Consider the following 15,102-nt stretch of genomic DNA (forward strand, 5'->3'; position numbering starts at 1 on the left):
TGTAAAGGAGAATATCTTTATGAAACAGCTTGGCAATCTGGCTATCGTGTGCGCCCAGCGTCCGGAAATACTGCTGCAAATACACAGCGGTGAGGTTTCCGTACTTGTAGGCGAAGACCCTCAGCGAAAAACACTGAATATCTGTTGGGAGGATGACGCAGCCGTTACGCAGCTTATCCATGAATTGAATTTTGGCAAATACGCTGCAAAAAAAGGAGTAGAAGCATCATGATTAGAAATCTCAGCCAGCTGAAAAAGCAGCTTCGAAAAGGCACCGAATTTGTCATCACCGATCACTGCCTCTCCGAATATATCGGGCAGCGCCGGCAGGTGACGCTCTCCAATACGCAGGGCTTTTACAGCATTGTGCCGGGAGAGCCAGAACACAAGGTCTCTCTGGCCAACAATGGCCGCGGCTCCGTCCTCTGGTGGAGCAAGGCGCCGTTCTGGCAGTTCAAGGATGGCATCTGCGGGCTTTACAACAGCGACACGCAGAGAACGGGAAAATATTTAATTGTGGCCTTCCGTGTCCTGGACAAGGAGGCAGCATGATGGCACAGACAATCCATGAAAACCTTCGGGAACTGACGGATCAGCTGAACCGCTATCGGGATGAGTATTACAACAAGAACGCACCGACCGTTTCGGATGAAGCCTATGACAGGCTCTTTGACAGACTGGCGGAAACGGAGCGGGATCTCGGCATCCGCATGACAAATTCCCCTACCCAGACTGTTGGATATCCTGCGGTCAGCAAGCTGGAGAAGACTGTCCACAAAATCCCCCTGCTTTCCTTAGAGAAGACAAAAAATGTTGAGGATTTATGCGCGTTTATGGGAGACCGTCGGATCATGCTGATGCTGAAACTGGACGGCCTTACGGTCAAGCTGACCTATGAAAACAGACTTCTGGCGGAGGCGTCTACTCGCGGCAATGGCGAGGAAGGTGAAATCATCACTCACAATGTCCGGGGGATCAGCGGCATTCCGTCTCAGATACCCTATCAAAACAGGCTGGTGGTGACCGGTGAGGCGCATATCCGCTGCAGCGACTTTGAAACGCTACGCGATTCTCTGGTAGACAGCAGCGGAAAGCCTTATAAGAACGGCCGGAATCTGGCAGCCGGCTCGGTCCGGCTGCTGGATGCTGCGACCTGCAAGGATCGACGGGTTACGTTTATGCCGTTTGGCGTACTGGAGGGGTTTGCGGATAATACCAAATCCCAAAAGCTGTACCAGCTCCGGGGGCTTGGCTTTCAGATCTGCAAATTTATGGTCAGCAACCGCAGGCTGACACAGAAAGAACTTGAAGATGGGATTCAGACGCTGAAAGAGTTTGCAAAAGACAATGACATTCCCATCGACGGCGTGGTCATGACCTACGACGACATCGCGTATTCCCAATCCTGCGGACGAACCGGACACCACTACAAAGACGGTCTGGCATTTAAGTTTGAGGACGACCTTTTTGAAACCAGGCTCCGGTATATTGAATGGACTCCGACCCGCTCCGGCGAGATCGCCCCGGTCGCCGTATTTGATCCGGTGGAAATCGACGGCTGCGAGGTGACCAGGGCCAGCCTGCATAATCTGACTTTCATTGAGGAATTGGGACTTGTGCCCGACTGCCGGATCCTGATCAGCAAGCGCAACCAGATCATCCCCCATGTTGAAGAAAATATGGATCGGGGCCTGTTTCCCTTTATCTGTGATTTTGGCAGTGTGCCGCCCGAATTTCAGGAACAATGGCTGGACCATATGCGGGTTTGCGCCACACATTGTACGAATGGAAACTGCAACGGAGACGACCAGCACAAAAATGAGCACGACGCAAAACCCTGCGCTTTCTGCGTCAAGAAAAAGGCGCGGAGCATGGGACTGCTTCAGGAGAACGTTTATCCGGCCGGTTGTCCCTGCTGCGGACATCCTACCCGCATACATACAACAGAAGTGACAACTGCGGGTAAGAAACGCATCACGAAAACGTTGTTCTGTGATAATCCCACCTGTGAAATGCAGAGACTTCGGCAGTTTGTCCATTTCGTCAGCAATAAGGCAATGGACATTGAAGGGCTCTCCGAGGGGACGCTTGAGAAGCTGATCGGCCGGGGATGGCTTCACGATTTTACGGATATTTATCGTCTGGATACACATCGGGCCGAGATCGTGCAGATGGTTGGCTTTGGCGAGAAATCCTGGCAGAATTTGTGGAACGCCATTCAAGAAAGCCGCAGCACGACTTTTGAACGGTTCTTGATCGCGATAGATATTCCGATGATTGGAAACAACGCCAGCAAAACGCTGTGCCGTCAATTCGGTGGCAGTCTGGATGCTTTTGAGGATGCGGTCAATCACCGGTATGATTTTACGCAGCTTCCCGACTTCGGAGAGACGCTGCATAACAACATCTATCGCTGGTTTGAGGAAGAAGAAAACCGATATTTATGGGAGGAGCTCCAGAAAATGATGAACATTGAAAAAACGAACATGGCCGTTTCCACGGAAAATCAGGAGAATTCCTTTGTGGGTTTGACCATTGTGGTGACCGGCAAAGTAGAACCGTACACCCGTGACGGCATCAATGCGACGATCGAATCATTGGGCGCTCATGCGGGCAGTTCGGTATCCAAGAATACCGACTATCTGATCTGCGGTGAAAACGCGGGCAGCAAGTTGAGCCGGGCACGGGAATTGAATATCCCTGTTCTATCACCCGCTGAGTTTTTCCGCATGGCGGGTGAGTAAGATTCATCCTGCGCGTAGTCAATCAGTTGAGGGAGAGGGCTTTTACTAACCCTCTCCCGTTATTTTAGAAAGGAAGGCTCGAATAATGAATGCTTTGACAAATGCTTTTTATGAGGTCATGTATAAATACCGTCTGTGCTTTTCAGCCGCTGGTGTGGAAACCAATCTTTCGGTGTGGCGGCAGAATAAAGAACCGCTTCTGCGTCTTCTGCGCCAACACCCGGGATGGAATGAAGAGGAGCTGGCGATCGTTTTTGATTTGTCCGAGCGCCGAGAAATCAACCGGGATTCTGTGGATGAAAACAAGTTTGAACTGCTTCTGCTTTCGGAACAGATTGACATGACGCAGGAGCAGAGAGAAGATTTCCATGCAGCTCTGGACGCGGCTACAGCGGATTACGCCTGCGTTCCTCATGAGGACAAGCTGGAAACCATCCGGCAGCGGGGAAGAATCAAATGCGCACCCGGGCAAAAGGCCAGTCGCATCATCAACAAGTTATGCCTTGCGTTGGGCTTTGACCGGTATGAAATCGAAAAAGTACAGTCTGTGGGAGATGGTGCAGCGGCTCCCACGGTTAAGATGGTCAAGCCTTATAACGCGGTATTTGCACGTCTGGCGGATTCGCTGAATCCGGTTGTGATCCCCAAGACAGGCATCCTCTCCATTCATCCCTGCGATTTTCTAGAAATGTCGAATAGGGACGATAGTTGGCATTCCTGCCACTGCCTTGCGGACGGAGGCTGGAAAGGCGGCTGCCAGTCCTATATGGGCGACGGTGTCAGCATGATCTTTTTCACCGTGGACGAGGATGTGCATTCTGATTTTCATAAGGCGCCGCGTATCACCCGCGAGATCTTCTGTTATAACGACGGCCTTTTGTTGCAATCCCGCCTGTATCCGGCCAACGATGCCGATACAAGAGACCTGTATCGGAGCCTGATTCAGGGAGCAATCGCCAAATGCCTGGATGCGCCAAATCTTTGGATTACGAAAAAAGAACTCGGCGAGATTCAGGGTTATTGGGAAACGGCCGAAAACTCCCTGCACTACCCGGATTACGATAATGGCTATGCGACTCTTTCCTTTTTAAAAGGCTGGGGGGAATACGGCCACCTTCTGATCGGGAGTCCCTCCCACTGCTTATGCTGCGGGCAAATCCATACAAATAATAACAGGTTAAAGTGCGGCTGTGATCCGGTCGTCGTCTGCAAGAGTTGTGGTGAAACGGTGCCGGAGCCTCAGTCCAATTATCTGGACGGTGCCTTTTACTGCAATAACTGTGTCCATACCTGTGCCGCCTGCGGCAGGCTGATTCGAGACGATATGTATCCGGCCTTTGACCGCTCTGGTCAAAGGGTAGAAATCTGCCAGGATTGCTACACAGCGATGATGGAGACCTGCAGCCGATGCAGCGTCCATACGGCTTGCACGGCCTTTCATTGCAATCCTTTTTGCCCCCATACGGAACTGTTTCAGGCTGCTTAAAGATTAGGAAAAGAGGTGTGGTATATGAACGAATTTGAGGAATTAGCAGCAACATCCCAAGCGGCGTGCCGGTTGGATTTTGAGCGGATACTTAGGTTGCCGCAAAAGGAGTTGAAAGCGGCTCTGGCGGAAGAGCTACAGGAACAAAGCTATGAAGTCAAAGTAAAAAACGGATTTTTATATGCGCCGGGTGATCTGCCGGTGCTGCTGATTGCCCATCTGGACACAGTCCACCGCTATCCGGTGAAACACATCTGCTATTCCAAAGACGGCAGAATTGTCATGTCTCCGGAGGGGATTGGCGGAGATGACAGGGCCGGCGTCTACATGATTCTGAAAATCATCGAGCAGGCGAACTGCCATGTGCTGTTCTGTGAAGATGAGGAAACCGGTGGCCGGGGCGCGCAAAAATTTACCCACAGCCGAATTTCTCCTGATATCAACTATATAGTGGAACTGGATCGGCGCGGAGCCAACGACGCCGTTTTCTACGGCTGCAATAATCCTGACTTTACGGAATTTGTCTGCGGCTTCGGATTTCAGGAAGCATATGGCACTTTCTCCGATATTTCAGTGGTAGCGCCGCATCTGGGGATCGCCGCGGTCAATATCAGCGCGGGTTATTACAATGAGCACCGGACGCATGAGCACATTGATCTGGAACAGGTGGAGAATAACGTCGCCCGTATTCGCCAGATGGTGCAAACGCCGATCCAGTGGTTTGAGTATATCCCCCAACGCCAGAGGAACCTGTTTGGAGACTATGACTATGAGACCGTACCCATGTGGGGCTTTGATTATGGCGCCCCCAGCGAAAAACTAATTTCTCCGCGTGAGCCTTTGATGCGTCTGCCGGATACGGCTTATCTGATCATCAATGGACAGCGTATGAAAAACTGCGCCCGCTACTACATTGACCATAAGGGGAACATATATGATTATCTGCCGGAGCTTGATGCCGCAGTGCTCACGGAGCACGCTACGGCGTTTGAGATGTCGGGAGAACCGCTGGCATTTACGGCCGGCGGGACGGAACGAATCCGTGTGATCTCTTTGGAGGAAGCAATGGAACTGTTGCAGGTGGTCTGATACCTGCCAGACGTGGCACGGCAATATGGAAAAGCGCGCTGACCAAAAAAATCAGCGCGCTTTTTCTCGTTTTGTTGAAATAATACGCATTGGGATCGTAAAGGACTAGTATAAAGCAAAAAAAGGAGATGTTACTTCATGTTAATTTCAGTCGATCACGGAAATAAGCAAATCAAGACCGTACATAGCAAACCCTTCACATCCGGCTTAAAGGAGAGTGATACCCCGCTGTTTGGAGAGGATATTCTGCGTTATCAGGACAAGTATTACGCTCTGAGTGATCAGAGAATTCCCTACCGGTGCGACAAGACCGAGGACGAACGTTTTTTCATGCTGACACTGTTTGCCATTGCCTATGAAATCGAAGCGCGAGGCTGCTACACCAATGAAGTAATGCGTATTCAGATGGCAATTGGCCTGCCCCCGGCGCATTACGGTTCCCTGTACAAAACCTTTATACAGTATTTTTCTGACCGCGGGGTCGTCAAGTTTGAATTCCGCAAACGTCCTTATACCATTCATATAGAAAGAGTAGCCTGTTTTCCGCAGGCCTATGCCGCCGCTGTGACAGTGTATCAATCCCTGAGCAACTGCCCCAAGGCAATGATTCTGGACATCGGAGGCTTTACGACGGATTATCTGTTGATGAAGAATGGCGGAGCCGACCTTTCCTCCTGCGATTCTCTGGAAAACGGCGTCATCCATCTGTACAACAAAATCAAATCCAAAGTCAACGCCGAGATTGATATGCTGCTGGAAGAATCGGACATTGATGCTATATTAAAAGGTGCTCCAGGTGTTTATGGTCCCGTTGTGGTAAAGCTTGTTGAGCAGCAGGCGCAGATTTTCATCAACGACCTGTTCAGTACTTTACGCGAGCGGATGCTCGATCTCCACTCCGGCAAAACTGTTTTTGTCGGAGGCGGTGCCATCCTGCTGCGGCGGCAGATCGAGAAATCCGGTAAAGTGGGAACCGCTCTGTTCGTTGAAGAAATCAATGCAAATGCAAAAGGCTACGAGCTGCTGTATCAGATTGAACAAGCAGGCAGGTGATCCCTATGGCGAAGAAAAGAAATCCTGGAAAATTCACGATAGGGCTGAACACGATGGACCCGTCGCATCGGCAGGTAATCGACATCCTGAATCAACAGGGACGGCGCAAAGCCCAATTCATTGTCAATGCCGTTCTGCACTATCTCAACTGCCCGGAAACACCGGAAATTCCTCAGCCGTCGCCTATGGATAGCCGTGTCATTGAAGAAATCGTACTCCGAATTCTCAGGCGAGAAATATCTTCTGTCCCGGAATCAGACGAAACCTCGGAAGGGAGAAAATTGCCACAGAAATCAGAGAGCCTCCATACTGGGGGTATGGAAGCTCTCCTGGGAAAAAACGGCTTTTCCACCATTGCCGATACTTTAGCTGCGTTTCGGAACGAGTAAAAACGAGGCATAGGAGTTTTTAGACTTCTATGCCTTCTCAGTGGAAACCTTAGAAACAGCGGATATGTAGCTGTTGATAATATCCTCAAGATATCTATACTGCTCGGGTGTTAATCTCGAAATCTTTTGTTCGAGAATGGAGACATCCCTATCTGAAACTTCTCCCAGCAACAGATAATCTGTGCTGATTTCCAATGCGGAACAAACTTTTATGATATTTTCCGGACGTAATGCCTTTTTGCCAAGTTCGGCATACGAAATTGTCTGTGGAGTTATGCCGGCTTTCTCGGACAATTCCTCCTGTGTAAAGCGCATTTGTTTTCTGCGTTCTAATATTCTTTTCCCGATTTGTGTTAATAAAATATCCATTTTCATCCTCCATGCCATAGCAATATTTTATCTTCTATAGCATGGAAAAATAAGCGGCTATGGTTGCAAAATATATGCCATAGTGTATATAATAGAAGCATATGAAGTGATATCAAAAGTTATTTGGATCCCACAGGTAATTAACAAATTGTTTAATTGTAATTCCTTATCCTCAAAAATATATCATGGCTATAGCCGGAGGGGAAAACAAAATATAATCAATTTAAAGAAATAGATTGGAGTACGTTATGGAGGAATACGGAAATTGGTTTGAACTCCAAATGAAAAACAGAATAAGAATCTATAATCGGCAAAGGGCTGGTATGACGATCTTTATTGGGATATCTATGGCGATTTTGCTTATGTTGCCTGCGGTAGCTATTGGCGAAATATTTACCGTCTGCTTTTCTATCCTTTGTACTGCTATTTTCATGATATGTTCTTTGTCTTTCGTGCTTTCTGGAAGGGCTTCAAAAGGATTGTTCATTGTAACTATAATCATAGTGGCCAGTCAGTTTATCCTTACTCAAAAAGATCTTGAGTTGCTTCTTATACTTATGGTGGTTAATATCGGAACGTTCTTTGCCGCAAGGCTGACTTCTCTCAGGTTTATTCAATCAGTTACTCAGGAAATTGAAACAGTCCACGCTCTGAAAGTAAAAGCCAATACGGACAACCTTACACGCCTTTTGAATCGGAATGGCTTGGAACAGGCAATAAATACGGCCTGGGCACTCTATCAACGGGATCAAAAGAGCATCGGCGTCCTTTTGGTGGATATTGATTTCTTCAAACGGTTTAATGACATACTGGGCCATGTGGAAGGCGATAAAATTTTGAAGCAAGTCGCAGATAAAATGCGGGAATGCTTTAAGAGAAAAACCGATATTATCAGCCGAATCGGTGGCGAAGAGTTTGTTATATTATTGCCGGATATAAGAGACGACGATGTTGTGGAAATGGCACGTGACCTATTATCAGCCGTTACCAGTTTGGGAATTAAAGTGACCACTGGCCTTACTTGCAGCTTTCTGACCGTAAGCATTGGCATTGCTATGGGTATACCTCAGAGTAACGATTCATTTATAGATTTTTATAAATGTGCAGATGAAGCACTTTATCACGCTAAAGGAAATGGAAGAAATTGTATCTCCTATAATCAAAAAATTATTAAAAACTTTTTCGATTATCCACAAAGCAATCCTATGGATAGCGTACAAGCCCCCGGGCAACATTTTGGGACAGGCGATGGCCTGAGTGATAGCGTTAGCTGTTAAGCTGTGCGCTGTATCTCCCAGTTCCTTTGTGCGTAGTATCCACGTTGCAACTATTACCTGTCATTTATGAAAAATGGCAGGTAATAGAATATTTTTATGGAACTATATACAAATAGATCAGAAACTAAAGAAATGAGGGACTTGTATGCAATTTCCGGAAGTGATTTGTAATCTGGATTACTTTTGCTACTTCTATTATAATTCCAGCGTAAGGTAGAGGGGTCAGGCGATGAAGCAATTGGGGGAAAAACTTCGCATAATGCGCCGGATGTTGGAACTATCGCAAAAGGATGTTGCAGCTATTTTACATATCGACCGCTCGACCTACACTTATTACGAACTGGGCAAAACAGAACCGCCGCTGGAAACTGTAGTTGCACTTAGCAATTTATTTTCGATATCTCTTGACGATCTTTTGAAACATCAATGCAGTCTGGAAACCTTTCAGATCTTGTATCACAGAAAAATAGCAAAAATGTCATGGAAAAAATTTGAGAAAGAGGGAGATAAGCATGATATTTGAGCATGCACAAGGTATAACAGGCAAAAAAGAGCCTGTCATTAAAGAAAAGAGTGGTTGAGACCCGATACAAATTCTAAAATAGGAAAGATTTATGATATAAGACTGGATTCGGTGGTATAATCGTTATCGTAAGATATTTATTGTGGGGAGTGATTATCATGCCGAGAGGTAGAAAAAAAGCAACTTCTGAAACTCTTGAACAGCAAATCAATAATCTGGATGTGGAGATTGAATCCTATCAGCAGAAAATCCGTGAGGCGAAGGACCAAAAGAAAGAATTAGTGGAACAAAAAAAGAAACAGGATCTGGAAATATTGTATTCCACGGTAAAAAATAGTGGAAAGTCCATGGAAGAAGTGCTGCAACTTATAAAGGATCTGCAGAAACCGGTTGAACCGGAAGCAAATTGATAAAAATCAAAAGGAGTAACCGATTTTGGTTACTCCTTTTGTATAGTAAAAGCTTAATTTATGATGAACTCTGAATCCTAAAAATTATATGTATGACGCCGCTAAAGGACAATAACACCATTCTGGCCAATCATGGATAGTCCGACCGCGGGCGCTTCGAAAGCTTTCATATTTCTCCCAAGCCCCCGGATACCAATGCGCGTATTCATCCAGATATTCCTTAATGTCATGCATCCCTGCCATCTCCAGCTAAAACGATCAATTAAAGTGGAACTGCTCTTTCGTGATTGGAATAAACGCTCTCAATAGGCATTTTTCAATATCAGACTCATGGTGGGAAGGAATTCAACCAAGGACAGATCGACGACTCATGAGGTTTCCTTTCGATCCAGAAATGCGGCTTTTTTCACGCTTTCGAGTCCGTACCTATCCCGAATGCTGTCGACTGTCCGTTCGAGCTTTTCTTCCTTCTCTAACTTATTGACGTCGTTTTGTGAGGCGAAAAAAGACAATTGGGCATCCTCCACCGTTCTTTCAAATCCGCTGACACTGATACCCAATAGTCGAACCGCCTGGTTTGTCCAATTCTTATGCAATAATTCCTGCGCTGTAGCAACGATCTGTCTGGTGAGATCCGTTGCTGGGATTGTCTGCTGCCGGGTGACCGTTTGAAAATCAGCATATTTCACGGTGATATGAACCGTTGAACACTTTTTGCCAAGCCGTCTCAAATCAATCCCCACTTCTTCGGCCAAGTCTGCTATCTTGTCCTTAGCAGATTTCAGATCAGTGATGTCCTGGGGCATTGTCGTGGATCGCCCTATCGACTTTCTTTCTCCTTCTTCATGCGGAACGACCGGAGAATCATCGATCCCATTGGCCAGCAGAAAGATCTCTTCGCCATATTTGCCAAACCTGGAACGCAAAATGTCCTTTCCGAAAGCCGCCAATTCGCCAATCGTATGAAGTCCCATAGCCTGCAGCTTGGCGGCAGTCTGTTTTCCGATTCCGTATAAATCTCCAACTGGCAGAGGCCACAGCTTCTCTTGTACCTCCTCTTGCCATAACGTGGAAATCCCCTGCGGTTTTTTTAGTTCCGCAGCCATCTTAGCAAGGAATTTATTCTCCGAAATGCCAATGGAGCATTGCAAACCAAGTTCGGTATTAATTTGCGCCATGATGGAACGAGCGGTCTCCAAGGGCTCTCCCCAAATACCCTCGCATCCGGTCATGTCGAGCCAAGCTTCGTCGATACTGTTTTGTTCCATCACTGGGGTATACCGGCCAAGGAGTTCCATCACCGCCTGAGATTTCTCTTCATATAGCTTTCGATGGGGTGGAACCAGTAGGATCCCAGGACATAATTTTTTAGCCTGATAGATCGTCATGGTAGTCCTGACTCCATACTTTCTCGCTTCATAATTGGCGGTTAAAATGATTCCACTCCGCTTTTTCGGGTCGCCTGCTACGGCGGCCGGCCGGTCTTTCAGGGAAGGGTCCTGAAGGGCCTCGCAACCAATGAAAAAGGCATTCATATCCACAAGGAAAGTGACTTGTTGAGCCTTTTTCATCGCATCCCCTCCCACACTCCTCAGTTACAATACCAGTATAAATGATCCCGCTCGCTCTTTCAACGTTTTGTTTTACAATGCGGAAAAGCAAGAGGACCATCGCATTTCATCTATAATATTTATGCTCAAACTCTTCCCACGATTTTGAAAACTCATGGTTCTGGAATGCTTCCTTCAACCCGCTGATCTGTTTAAGCCTGATAATCTCGTCCAGCTCCATGCCCAAATTCAGGCTGATTTTTTCATCGCTCCATCCCATTCTCGCAAGGGAAAGCACAATCTCGCTCATCGACCGAATCTGATGCGTACCGCGCGCCCGATTGTGCCGGATGGTCGAGCCGATGCGTTCATCCAGCGGCTTATCGATCACGGAAAGCGGGAGATAGCCATACATTCTTTTTGAGATATCCGGGTAATTCGTTCCGATCCGGTCGCGGTGAAAGCCATCCGTCACCTCGTACTGGCCCCCGCCAAGGTGGTAGGAAACGATGGGTTGAGTAAAACCGTCGAGAAGGATTGAGGTATAGAGCAGCTTCATTTCCGCCGGCGCAACCTTATTCGGGTTGTAGTCGTTCGCATGGACGTTTTCAGATGGAATCCACTGCACCAGATCAACAGGATCTGAAAATGGGGATATTTGGCTCAACGCCCTCCGAACCCTATTCAGGGACCGAATCTTTTCCCTCAGTCCCATCGGGGCAAGAATCCGCCTGAGCTGCGCGATACAGCTTTCAAGCTCCGGATTGAACTCGGTGAAAGAATTGCAATTTGCTTTCATACGGCACCTCCTTATTCCAGCACAAAAACCAATAATTCTTGGTCGTCCTATAAACCCTGAATCCTTGTTTCAGATAATAGTCTCTGATGAATTCGAGGTTCGTTGAAGTCTTGATCGGCAGGTCAAGATCGCGGCAATACGCAAACCGGGCATCGGTCAATGCCTTGAATAATCCCTTCCGGCGATAGCGCGGCTCCACCCATTCCGTCGTAAACAGGATGTACTCGCCCGGAAACTCCAGAGAAGAAAAAGCGACAACCCGGCCATCCAACTCAACGGTAAACCAGACCTTCTCCGGCTTATTCCGCAGATAGGGCATCTGCCGGATATAGCGTTCCTCCGCGAAAAAGCGCCCCATCTTGGAGTAGAAAATAGACCGGTCGTAATTACCTTCGTAGCACTGAATGTTGTCCATATTCATCCTCCCGAATCGCATCCCGCAATTTCCCGTCCTTAATATCCTCCAGCCGGATCAGGCTTCGGTATTTCCGTCGCAGTCGCTTCAGAAGCTGGACATCCGTTTTTGTTTGACCGAAGCCAAGACGCCGCATCCAGAAATCGTTTTTTTCGACGGCACGAGCCACTCGCCGCCAGCTCGGAACCTTCCCGTGGCTCTCCAGCGATTTGTTCGCTTCGTCCGGAACGTCTTCGATCCGGATGCCATGATGCCGTTCCCACCATCGAAAAAAGGTCTTGATTTTCAGGTAGTAATGATCCCGGAGCTCAGGGGCATAAAGCCCCAAGCTCTCCAGCAGGAATACGGCATATTGCTGCCAGGTCATCCCCGCAGGCTTTTCCGATCTCATGTTCCCGAGTAGGGAAGTTCTGGCATAAATATTTCCGAAATTCACGCCGTGAACGCGATTGACAACCTTTTCCCAGGTCTCCGGCTCCAGCGCACGGAACTGATCGAGGCCGTTGCGCTGATCATCCCCATAGGGCTGACACAGCCGCTGCTGGGAAATTTTCAGGCCGTTCTTATACATCAACTCGTAAATTTCGTTAAATTCCAAGTCGAGTCTGCTCACGGCTCCCCATATATCCTCGGTCCTCCAATCGTACAGAGGATAAAAATTATAGACATCGCAATCCGGTTCAGGAGTATGTACTTTCGTCGTCCAAGCGTAGTCCCGGAACGTCTGCTTTGTCTGATTGATAATGGTGTTGAACCGATTCAGGCTTTCGTCGCTTCGGATGGCGATGCCGACCGCCACCGGAACGCCCGCCTGCTTCTGGAACCACTGACAAAATTCGTAGTCGAATTCCTCAAACTCCATGCCCTTGCGAAACCATGTCCACTCCCGCGGGTAATTGTGTTCGTTGACAACACAGTCATAGGTTGGCATGGGCCGAACCCATTTGTCCCGCTCGTTTTCGTCCCAGCAGATCCAGGTGGGCTGGATGACGGAAACCGCGTTGCGCAGAGAAAGAGGCATGCAGCACCAATAAAAACGGTCCACCACATCAGCCGTGATCTCCCGCAGTTTTTCAACATGTTCAATGGTTGCCTTGTATTGACTTTCGAGGTCGATGATCATGACACTGAATTTTCGTTTTCTTTGCCGCGCAATCTCCGCACAGAGCTGTAACATCACGGACGAGTCCTTTCCTCCGGAGATGCAGAGATAAAATCGAGAGAAGCTGGAGAAAATGATATTGAACCTCTCTCTGGCCGCGGTCAGGACATCCTTATTCGTATAAATCTTTGAAATCGGGAGCACCTTCTTTTACAGCCGACAAGCAACTCACCTCGCCGTATTGGCAAGCCTCGTTCATATGACAGATTTCGACATTTCAAATTAAAAAAGCCTCCTTCTGGAATATATTACATCTCACTTTTTCTTCGATATAGGGGAAAATAAGATTACTATATTAGGAGGTTTGATTACTATTTTAGGACGATTTAAGAAATTTTACAAGAGCATCCGCTCAAAAGGTAGCTTTCAGAAAAATGGGGACACGGAACAAAGGAAGGCTTCCACGCCGATTCCGAGCGATATCAATGTGACTGAAAAACAGCTTTTCGACACAATCGGCAAGAGCTCGGATTTCATCGTGAAAAAGCTTCCGGTCGATAAAGGCCCGTCCGTTTTAATCGCCTGCATGGAAGGGCTGTCCGATAAAGACCTGATGGACCGCGACATCGTCGCGCACATCATGTCCTACCGATATGATCCAAATGCCCGAAGACAATTCAGCGATTACCTAAAGGACAAGCTGATCAGCACCTGTTCGACAAAGGAAATCAACGATTTCGGAGAAGTGGTCGTCTTCATCCTCTCGGGTGATGCCATATTGTTTACGGATGGTCTCACATCCTTGAACCTTTTTTGAGTAAAGGCTTTGCTCCGGTACTCAAATTCGGTTTCGGAACCGCAATGGTTCCGTTCAGCAAAATTTTTCTCTTCCTGACGGTTTTCCCAAGCCTTAACAATCAGAAAAAGCTTGTGAAATCATCTTCTATCGCCGTCTTTGTCGTAGGGCTTACCTTATTCCTGGTGGTTTGCCGCAACCTGATGGTTTTAGGTGCGGATATGGCATCGCGTGAAGTTTATCCTTCTTTTGTGGTTTTCAAGCTAACTCCGCTGCCGTTCTCCGTGGAGGCCCTGTTTGACGTCAATGTGGCTTTGACCATCGTTATCAAAATCAGCCTCTGCCTTTATGGTGCTTGCAGGAGCATCGCCGAAGTATTCGGACTGAAAGAATACAGAAGGCTGATTATACCCGCGGCCGTGGCGGCCGCCGTGCTTTCCTGTCTTCTGCAAAAAAGCGCCATGGAGAAGATGTTTGTTGCATCAAAAATTGTTCCAGCTTTGTACCTGGGGCTTTTCGTAGCCTTCCCTTTGCTTATCCTTTTGATTTCTGTTTGCAAGCCACGAAAGCCCGCAAACGGGTCATAAAACTCAAATATAAAAGGCGCCTTACACGTAATGCGTGTAAGGGCGCCTTTTCCTATTCAAAACGGATATCAAGTCAGCGGATTCCACTTTTCGAGACAATGGATGACATCCAGGATAACCTTCTGATTTTCAATGCTTGTCCCATTCAATAGCTCAAGGATAGAAGACAGAACGGTGTTATCGCGCTGCTCTTTCGGAAGCTGCAGATGCCTGAATAGTTCCTCAACTGTGATATCAAATGCCCCTGCGATCCGTTCCAGAACATCGACTGTGACGCTCCTTTCACCCCGTTCTATTTGCCCGATATAGGATCTGTTCATGTCCGCTTTATTGGCCAGTTCCTCCTGGCTCCAGCCTCGGATATTCCGCAATTTGCTGATTCTTTCACCAACTGCAATTTTTAGTTTGCCCACAGATTCCCTCCCCTCCTTCGTTTCATATTCTCCAAAAGAATACTCTAACAGAGGGGAAGCTTCAACATGTTATAATAATTATTTAGTTTAAAATGGTTAC

The 15,102-nt window shown here is 47.6% G+C and carries 18 protein-coding genes; 12 read left to right on the top strand and 6 right to left on the bottom strand.

The features are described 5' to 3' along the window. Nucleotides 1-19 precede the first annotated feature (19 nt). From VA597_RS04230 to VA597_RS04260, 7 genes are all read left to right on the top strand, one after another. Nucleotides 20-232: a hypothetical protein gene (locus VA597_RS04230; RefSeq protein WP_326975270.1), complete on the top strand. Its 213-nt coding sequence runs from the start codon at nt 20-22 to the stop codon at nt 230-232. Further along, nucleotides 229-552, top strand: coding sequence for a hypothetical protein (locus VA597_RS04235; RefSeq protein WP_326975271.1), 324 nt, complete (start codon nt 229-231; stop codon nt 550-552). The genes VA597_RS04230 and VA597_RS04235 overlap by 4 nt, the downstream gene beginning before the upstream one ends. Continuing rightward, nucleotides 549-2,744 (top strand): BRCT domain-containing protein, encoded by a 2,196-nt coding sequence (locus VA597_RS04240; RefSeq protein ID WP_442872788.1) that lies wholly within the window; start codon nt 549-551, stop codon nt 2,742-2,744. Before VA597_RS04235 ends, VA597_RS04240 begins: the two co-directional genes overlap by 4 nt. Nucleotides 2,745-2,829: 85 nt before the next feature. Further along, the gene (locus VA597_RS04245) at nt 2,830-4,230 is read left to right on the top strand and encodes a hypothetical protein (protein ID WP_326975272.1); all 1,401 of its coding nucleotides are present in this window, start codon (nt 2,830-2,832) and stop codon (nt 4,228-4,230) included. A 24-nt stretch (nt 4,231-4,254) separates the two neighbouring features. Then, nucleotides 4,255-5,319, top strand: coding sequence for a hypothetical protein (locus VA597_RS04250; protein ID WP_326975273.1), 1,065 nt, complete (start codon nt 4,255-4,257; stop codon nt 5,317-5,319). Nucleotides 5,320-5,457: 138 nt separating this feature from the next. Then, nucleotides 5,458-6,372, top strand: a complete 915-nt coding sequence (locus VA597_RS04255) for a ParM/StbA family protein (protein ID WP_326975274.1) — start codon at nt 5,458-5,460, stop codon at nt 6,370-6,372. Nucleotides 6,373-6,377: 5 nt separating this feature from the next. Then, nucleotides 6,378-6,761 carry a hypothetical protein gene (locus VA597_RS04260; RefSeq protein WP_326975275.1) on the top strand — a complete coding sequence of 128 codons (384 nt, stop codon included), beginning with the start codon at nt 6,378-6,380 and terminating at the stop codon, nt 6,759-6,761. A 27-nt stretch (nt 6,762-6,788) separates the two neighbouring features. On the opposite strand, the gene VA597_RS04265 is transcribed toward VA597_RS04260, so the two are convergent. Next, complete coding sequence (locus tag VA597_RS04265; RefSeq protein ID WP_326975276.1) at nt 6,789-7,130, bottom strand: helix-turn-helix domain-containing protein; 342 nt, start codon at nt 7,128-7,130, stop codon at nt 6,789-6,791. A 248-nt stretch (nt 7,131-7,378) separates the two neighbouring features. Here VA597_RS04265 and VA597_RS04270 point away from each other — a divergent pair, with 248 nt between their 5' ends. From VA597_RS04270 to VA597_RS04280, 3 genes are all read left to right on the top strand, one after another. Next, on the top strand, nt 7,379-8,407 hold the full coding sequence (locus VA597_RS04270; protein WP_326975277.1) for a GGDEF domain-containing protein: 1,029 nt from the start codon (nt 7,379-7,381) through the stop codon (nt 8,405-8,407). Between the two features lie 229 nt (nt 8,408-8,636). After that, nucleotides 8,637-8,930, top strand: coding sequence for a helix-turn-helix domain-containing protein (locus VA597_RS04275; RefSeq protein WP_326975278.1), 294 nt, complete (start codon nt 8,637-8,639; stop codon nt 8,928-8,930). Nucleotides 8,931-9,088: 158 nt separating this feature from the next. Continuing rightward, the gene (locus VA597_RS04280) at nt 9,089-9,340 is read left to right on the top strand and encodes a flagellar export protein FliJ (RefSeq protein ID WP_326975279.1); all 252 of its coding nucleotides are present in this window, start codon (nt 9,089-9,091) and stop codon (nt 9,338-9,340) included. A 368-nt stretch (nt 9,341-9,708) separates the two neighbouring features. On the opposite strand, the gene VA597_RS04285 is transcribed toward VA597_RS04280, so the two are convergent. From VA597_RS04285 to VA597_RS04300, 4 genes are all read right to left on the bottom strand, one after another. Beyond that, on the bottom strand, nt 9,709-10,911 hold the full coding sequence (locus VA597_RS04285) for a DNA polymerase IV (protein WP_326975280.1): 1,203 nt from the start codon (nt 10,909-10,911) through the stop codon (nt 9,709-9,711). A 106-nt stretch (nt 10,912-11,017) separates the two neighbouring features. Then, entirely contained in the window at nt 11,018-11,689 is a 672-nt protein-coding gene (locus VA597_RS04290) for an IbrB-like domain-containing protein (protein WP_326975281.1), read from the bottom strand. Continuing rightward, a complete protein-coding gene (locus tag VA597_RS04295) occupies nt 11,643-12,104 on the bottom strand; it encodes a GNAT family N-acetyltransferase (RefSeq protein ID WP_326975282.1) in 462 nt (153 codons plus the stop codon). Before VA597_RS04295 ends, VA597_RS04290 begins: the two co-directional genes overlap by 47 nt. After that, nucleotides 12,076-13,281: a DUF3440 domain-containing protein gene (locus tag VA597_RS04300; RefSeq protein WP_326975283.1), complete on the bottom strand. Its 1,206-nt coding sequence runs from the start codon at nt 13,279-13,281 to the stop codon at nt 12,076-12,078. The genes VA597_RS04295 and VA597_RS04300 overlap by 29 nt, the downstream gene beginning before the upstream one ends. Nucleotides 13,282-13,693: 412 nt before the next feature. On the opposite strand from VA597_RS04300, the gene VA597_RS04305 reads away from it, so the two are divergent. Both VA597_RS04305 and VA597_RS04310 read left to right on the top strand, forming a co-directional pair. Next, a complete protein-coding gene (locus VA597_RS04305) occupies nt 13,694-14,023 on the top strand; it encodes a spore germination protein (RefSeq protein WP_326975284.1) in 330 nt (109 codons plus the stop codon). Further along, nucleotides 14,020-14,589: a GerAB/ArcD/ProY family transporter gene (locus VA597_RS04310; protein WP_326975285.1), complete on the top strand. Its 570-nt coding sequence runs from the start codon at nt 14,020-14,022 to the stop codon at nt 14,587-14,589. Before VA597_RS04305 ends, VA597_RS04310 begins: the two co-directional genes overlap by 4 nt. A gap of 68 nt (nt 14,590-14,657) precedes the next feature. Here the strand turns inward: VA597_RS04310 and VA597_RS04315 are convergent, their stop codons facing one another. Then, complete coding sequence (locus VA597_RS04315) at nt 14,658-15,002, bottom strand: helix-turn-helix domain-containing protein (RefSeq protein WP_326975286.1); 345 nt, start codon at nt 15,000-15,002, stop codon at nt 14,658-14,660. Nucleotides 15,003-15,102 lie beyond the last annotated feature (100 nt).

Origin of the sequence: Caproicibacter sp. BJN0012, from assembly GCF_035986805.1 — a bacterium.
In the GTDB taxonomy this organism is placed as follows: Bacteria; Bacillota; Clostridia; order Oscillospirales; family Acutalibacteraceae; genus Caproicibacter.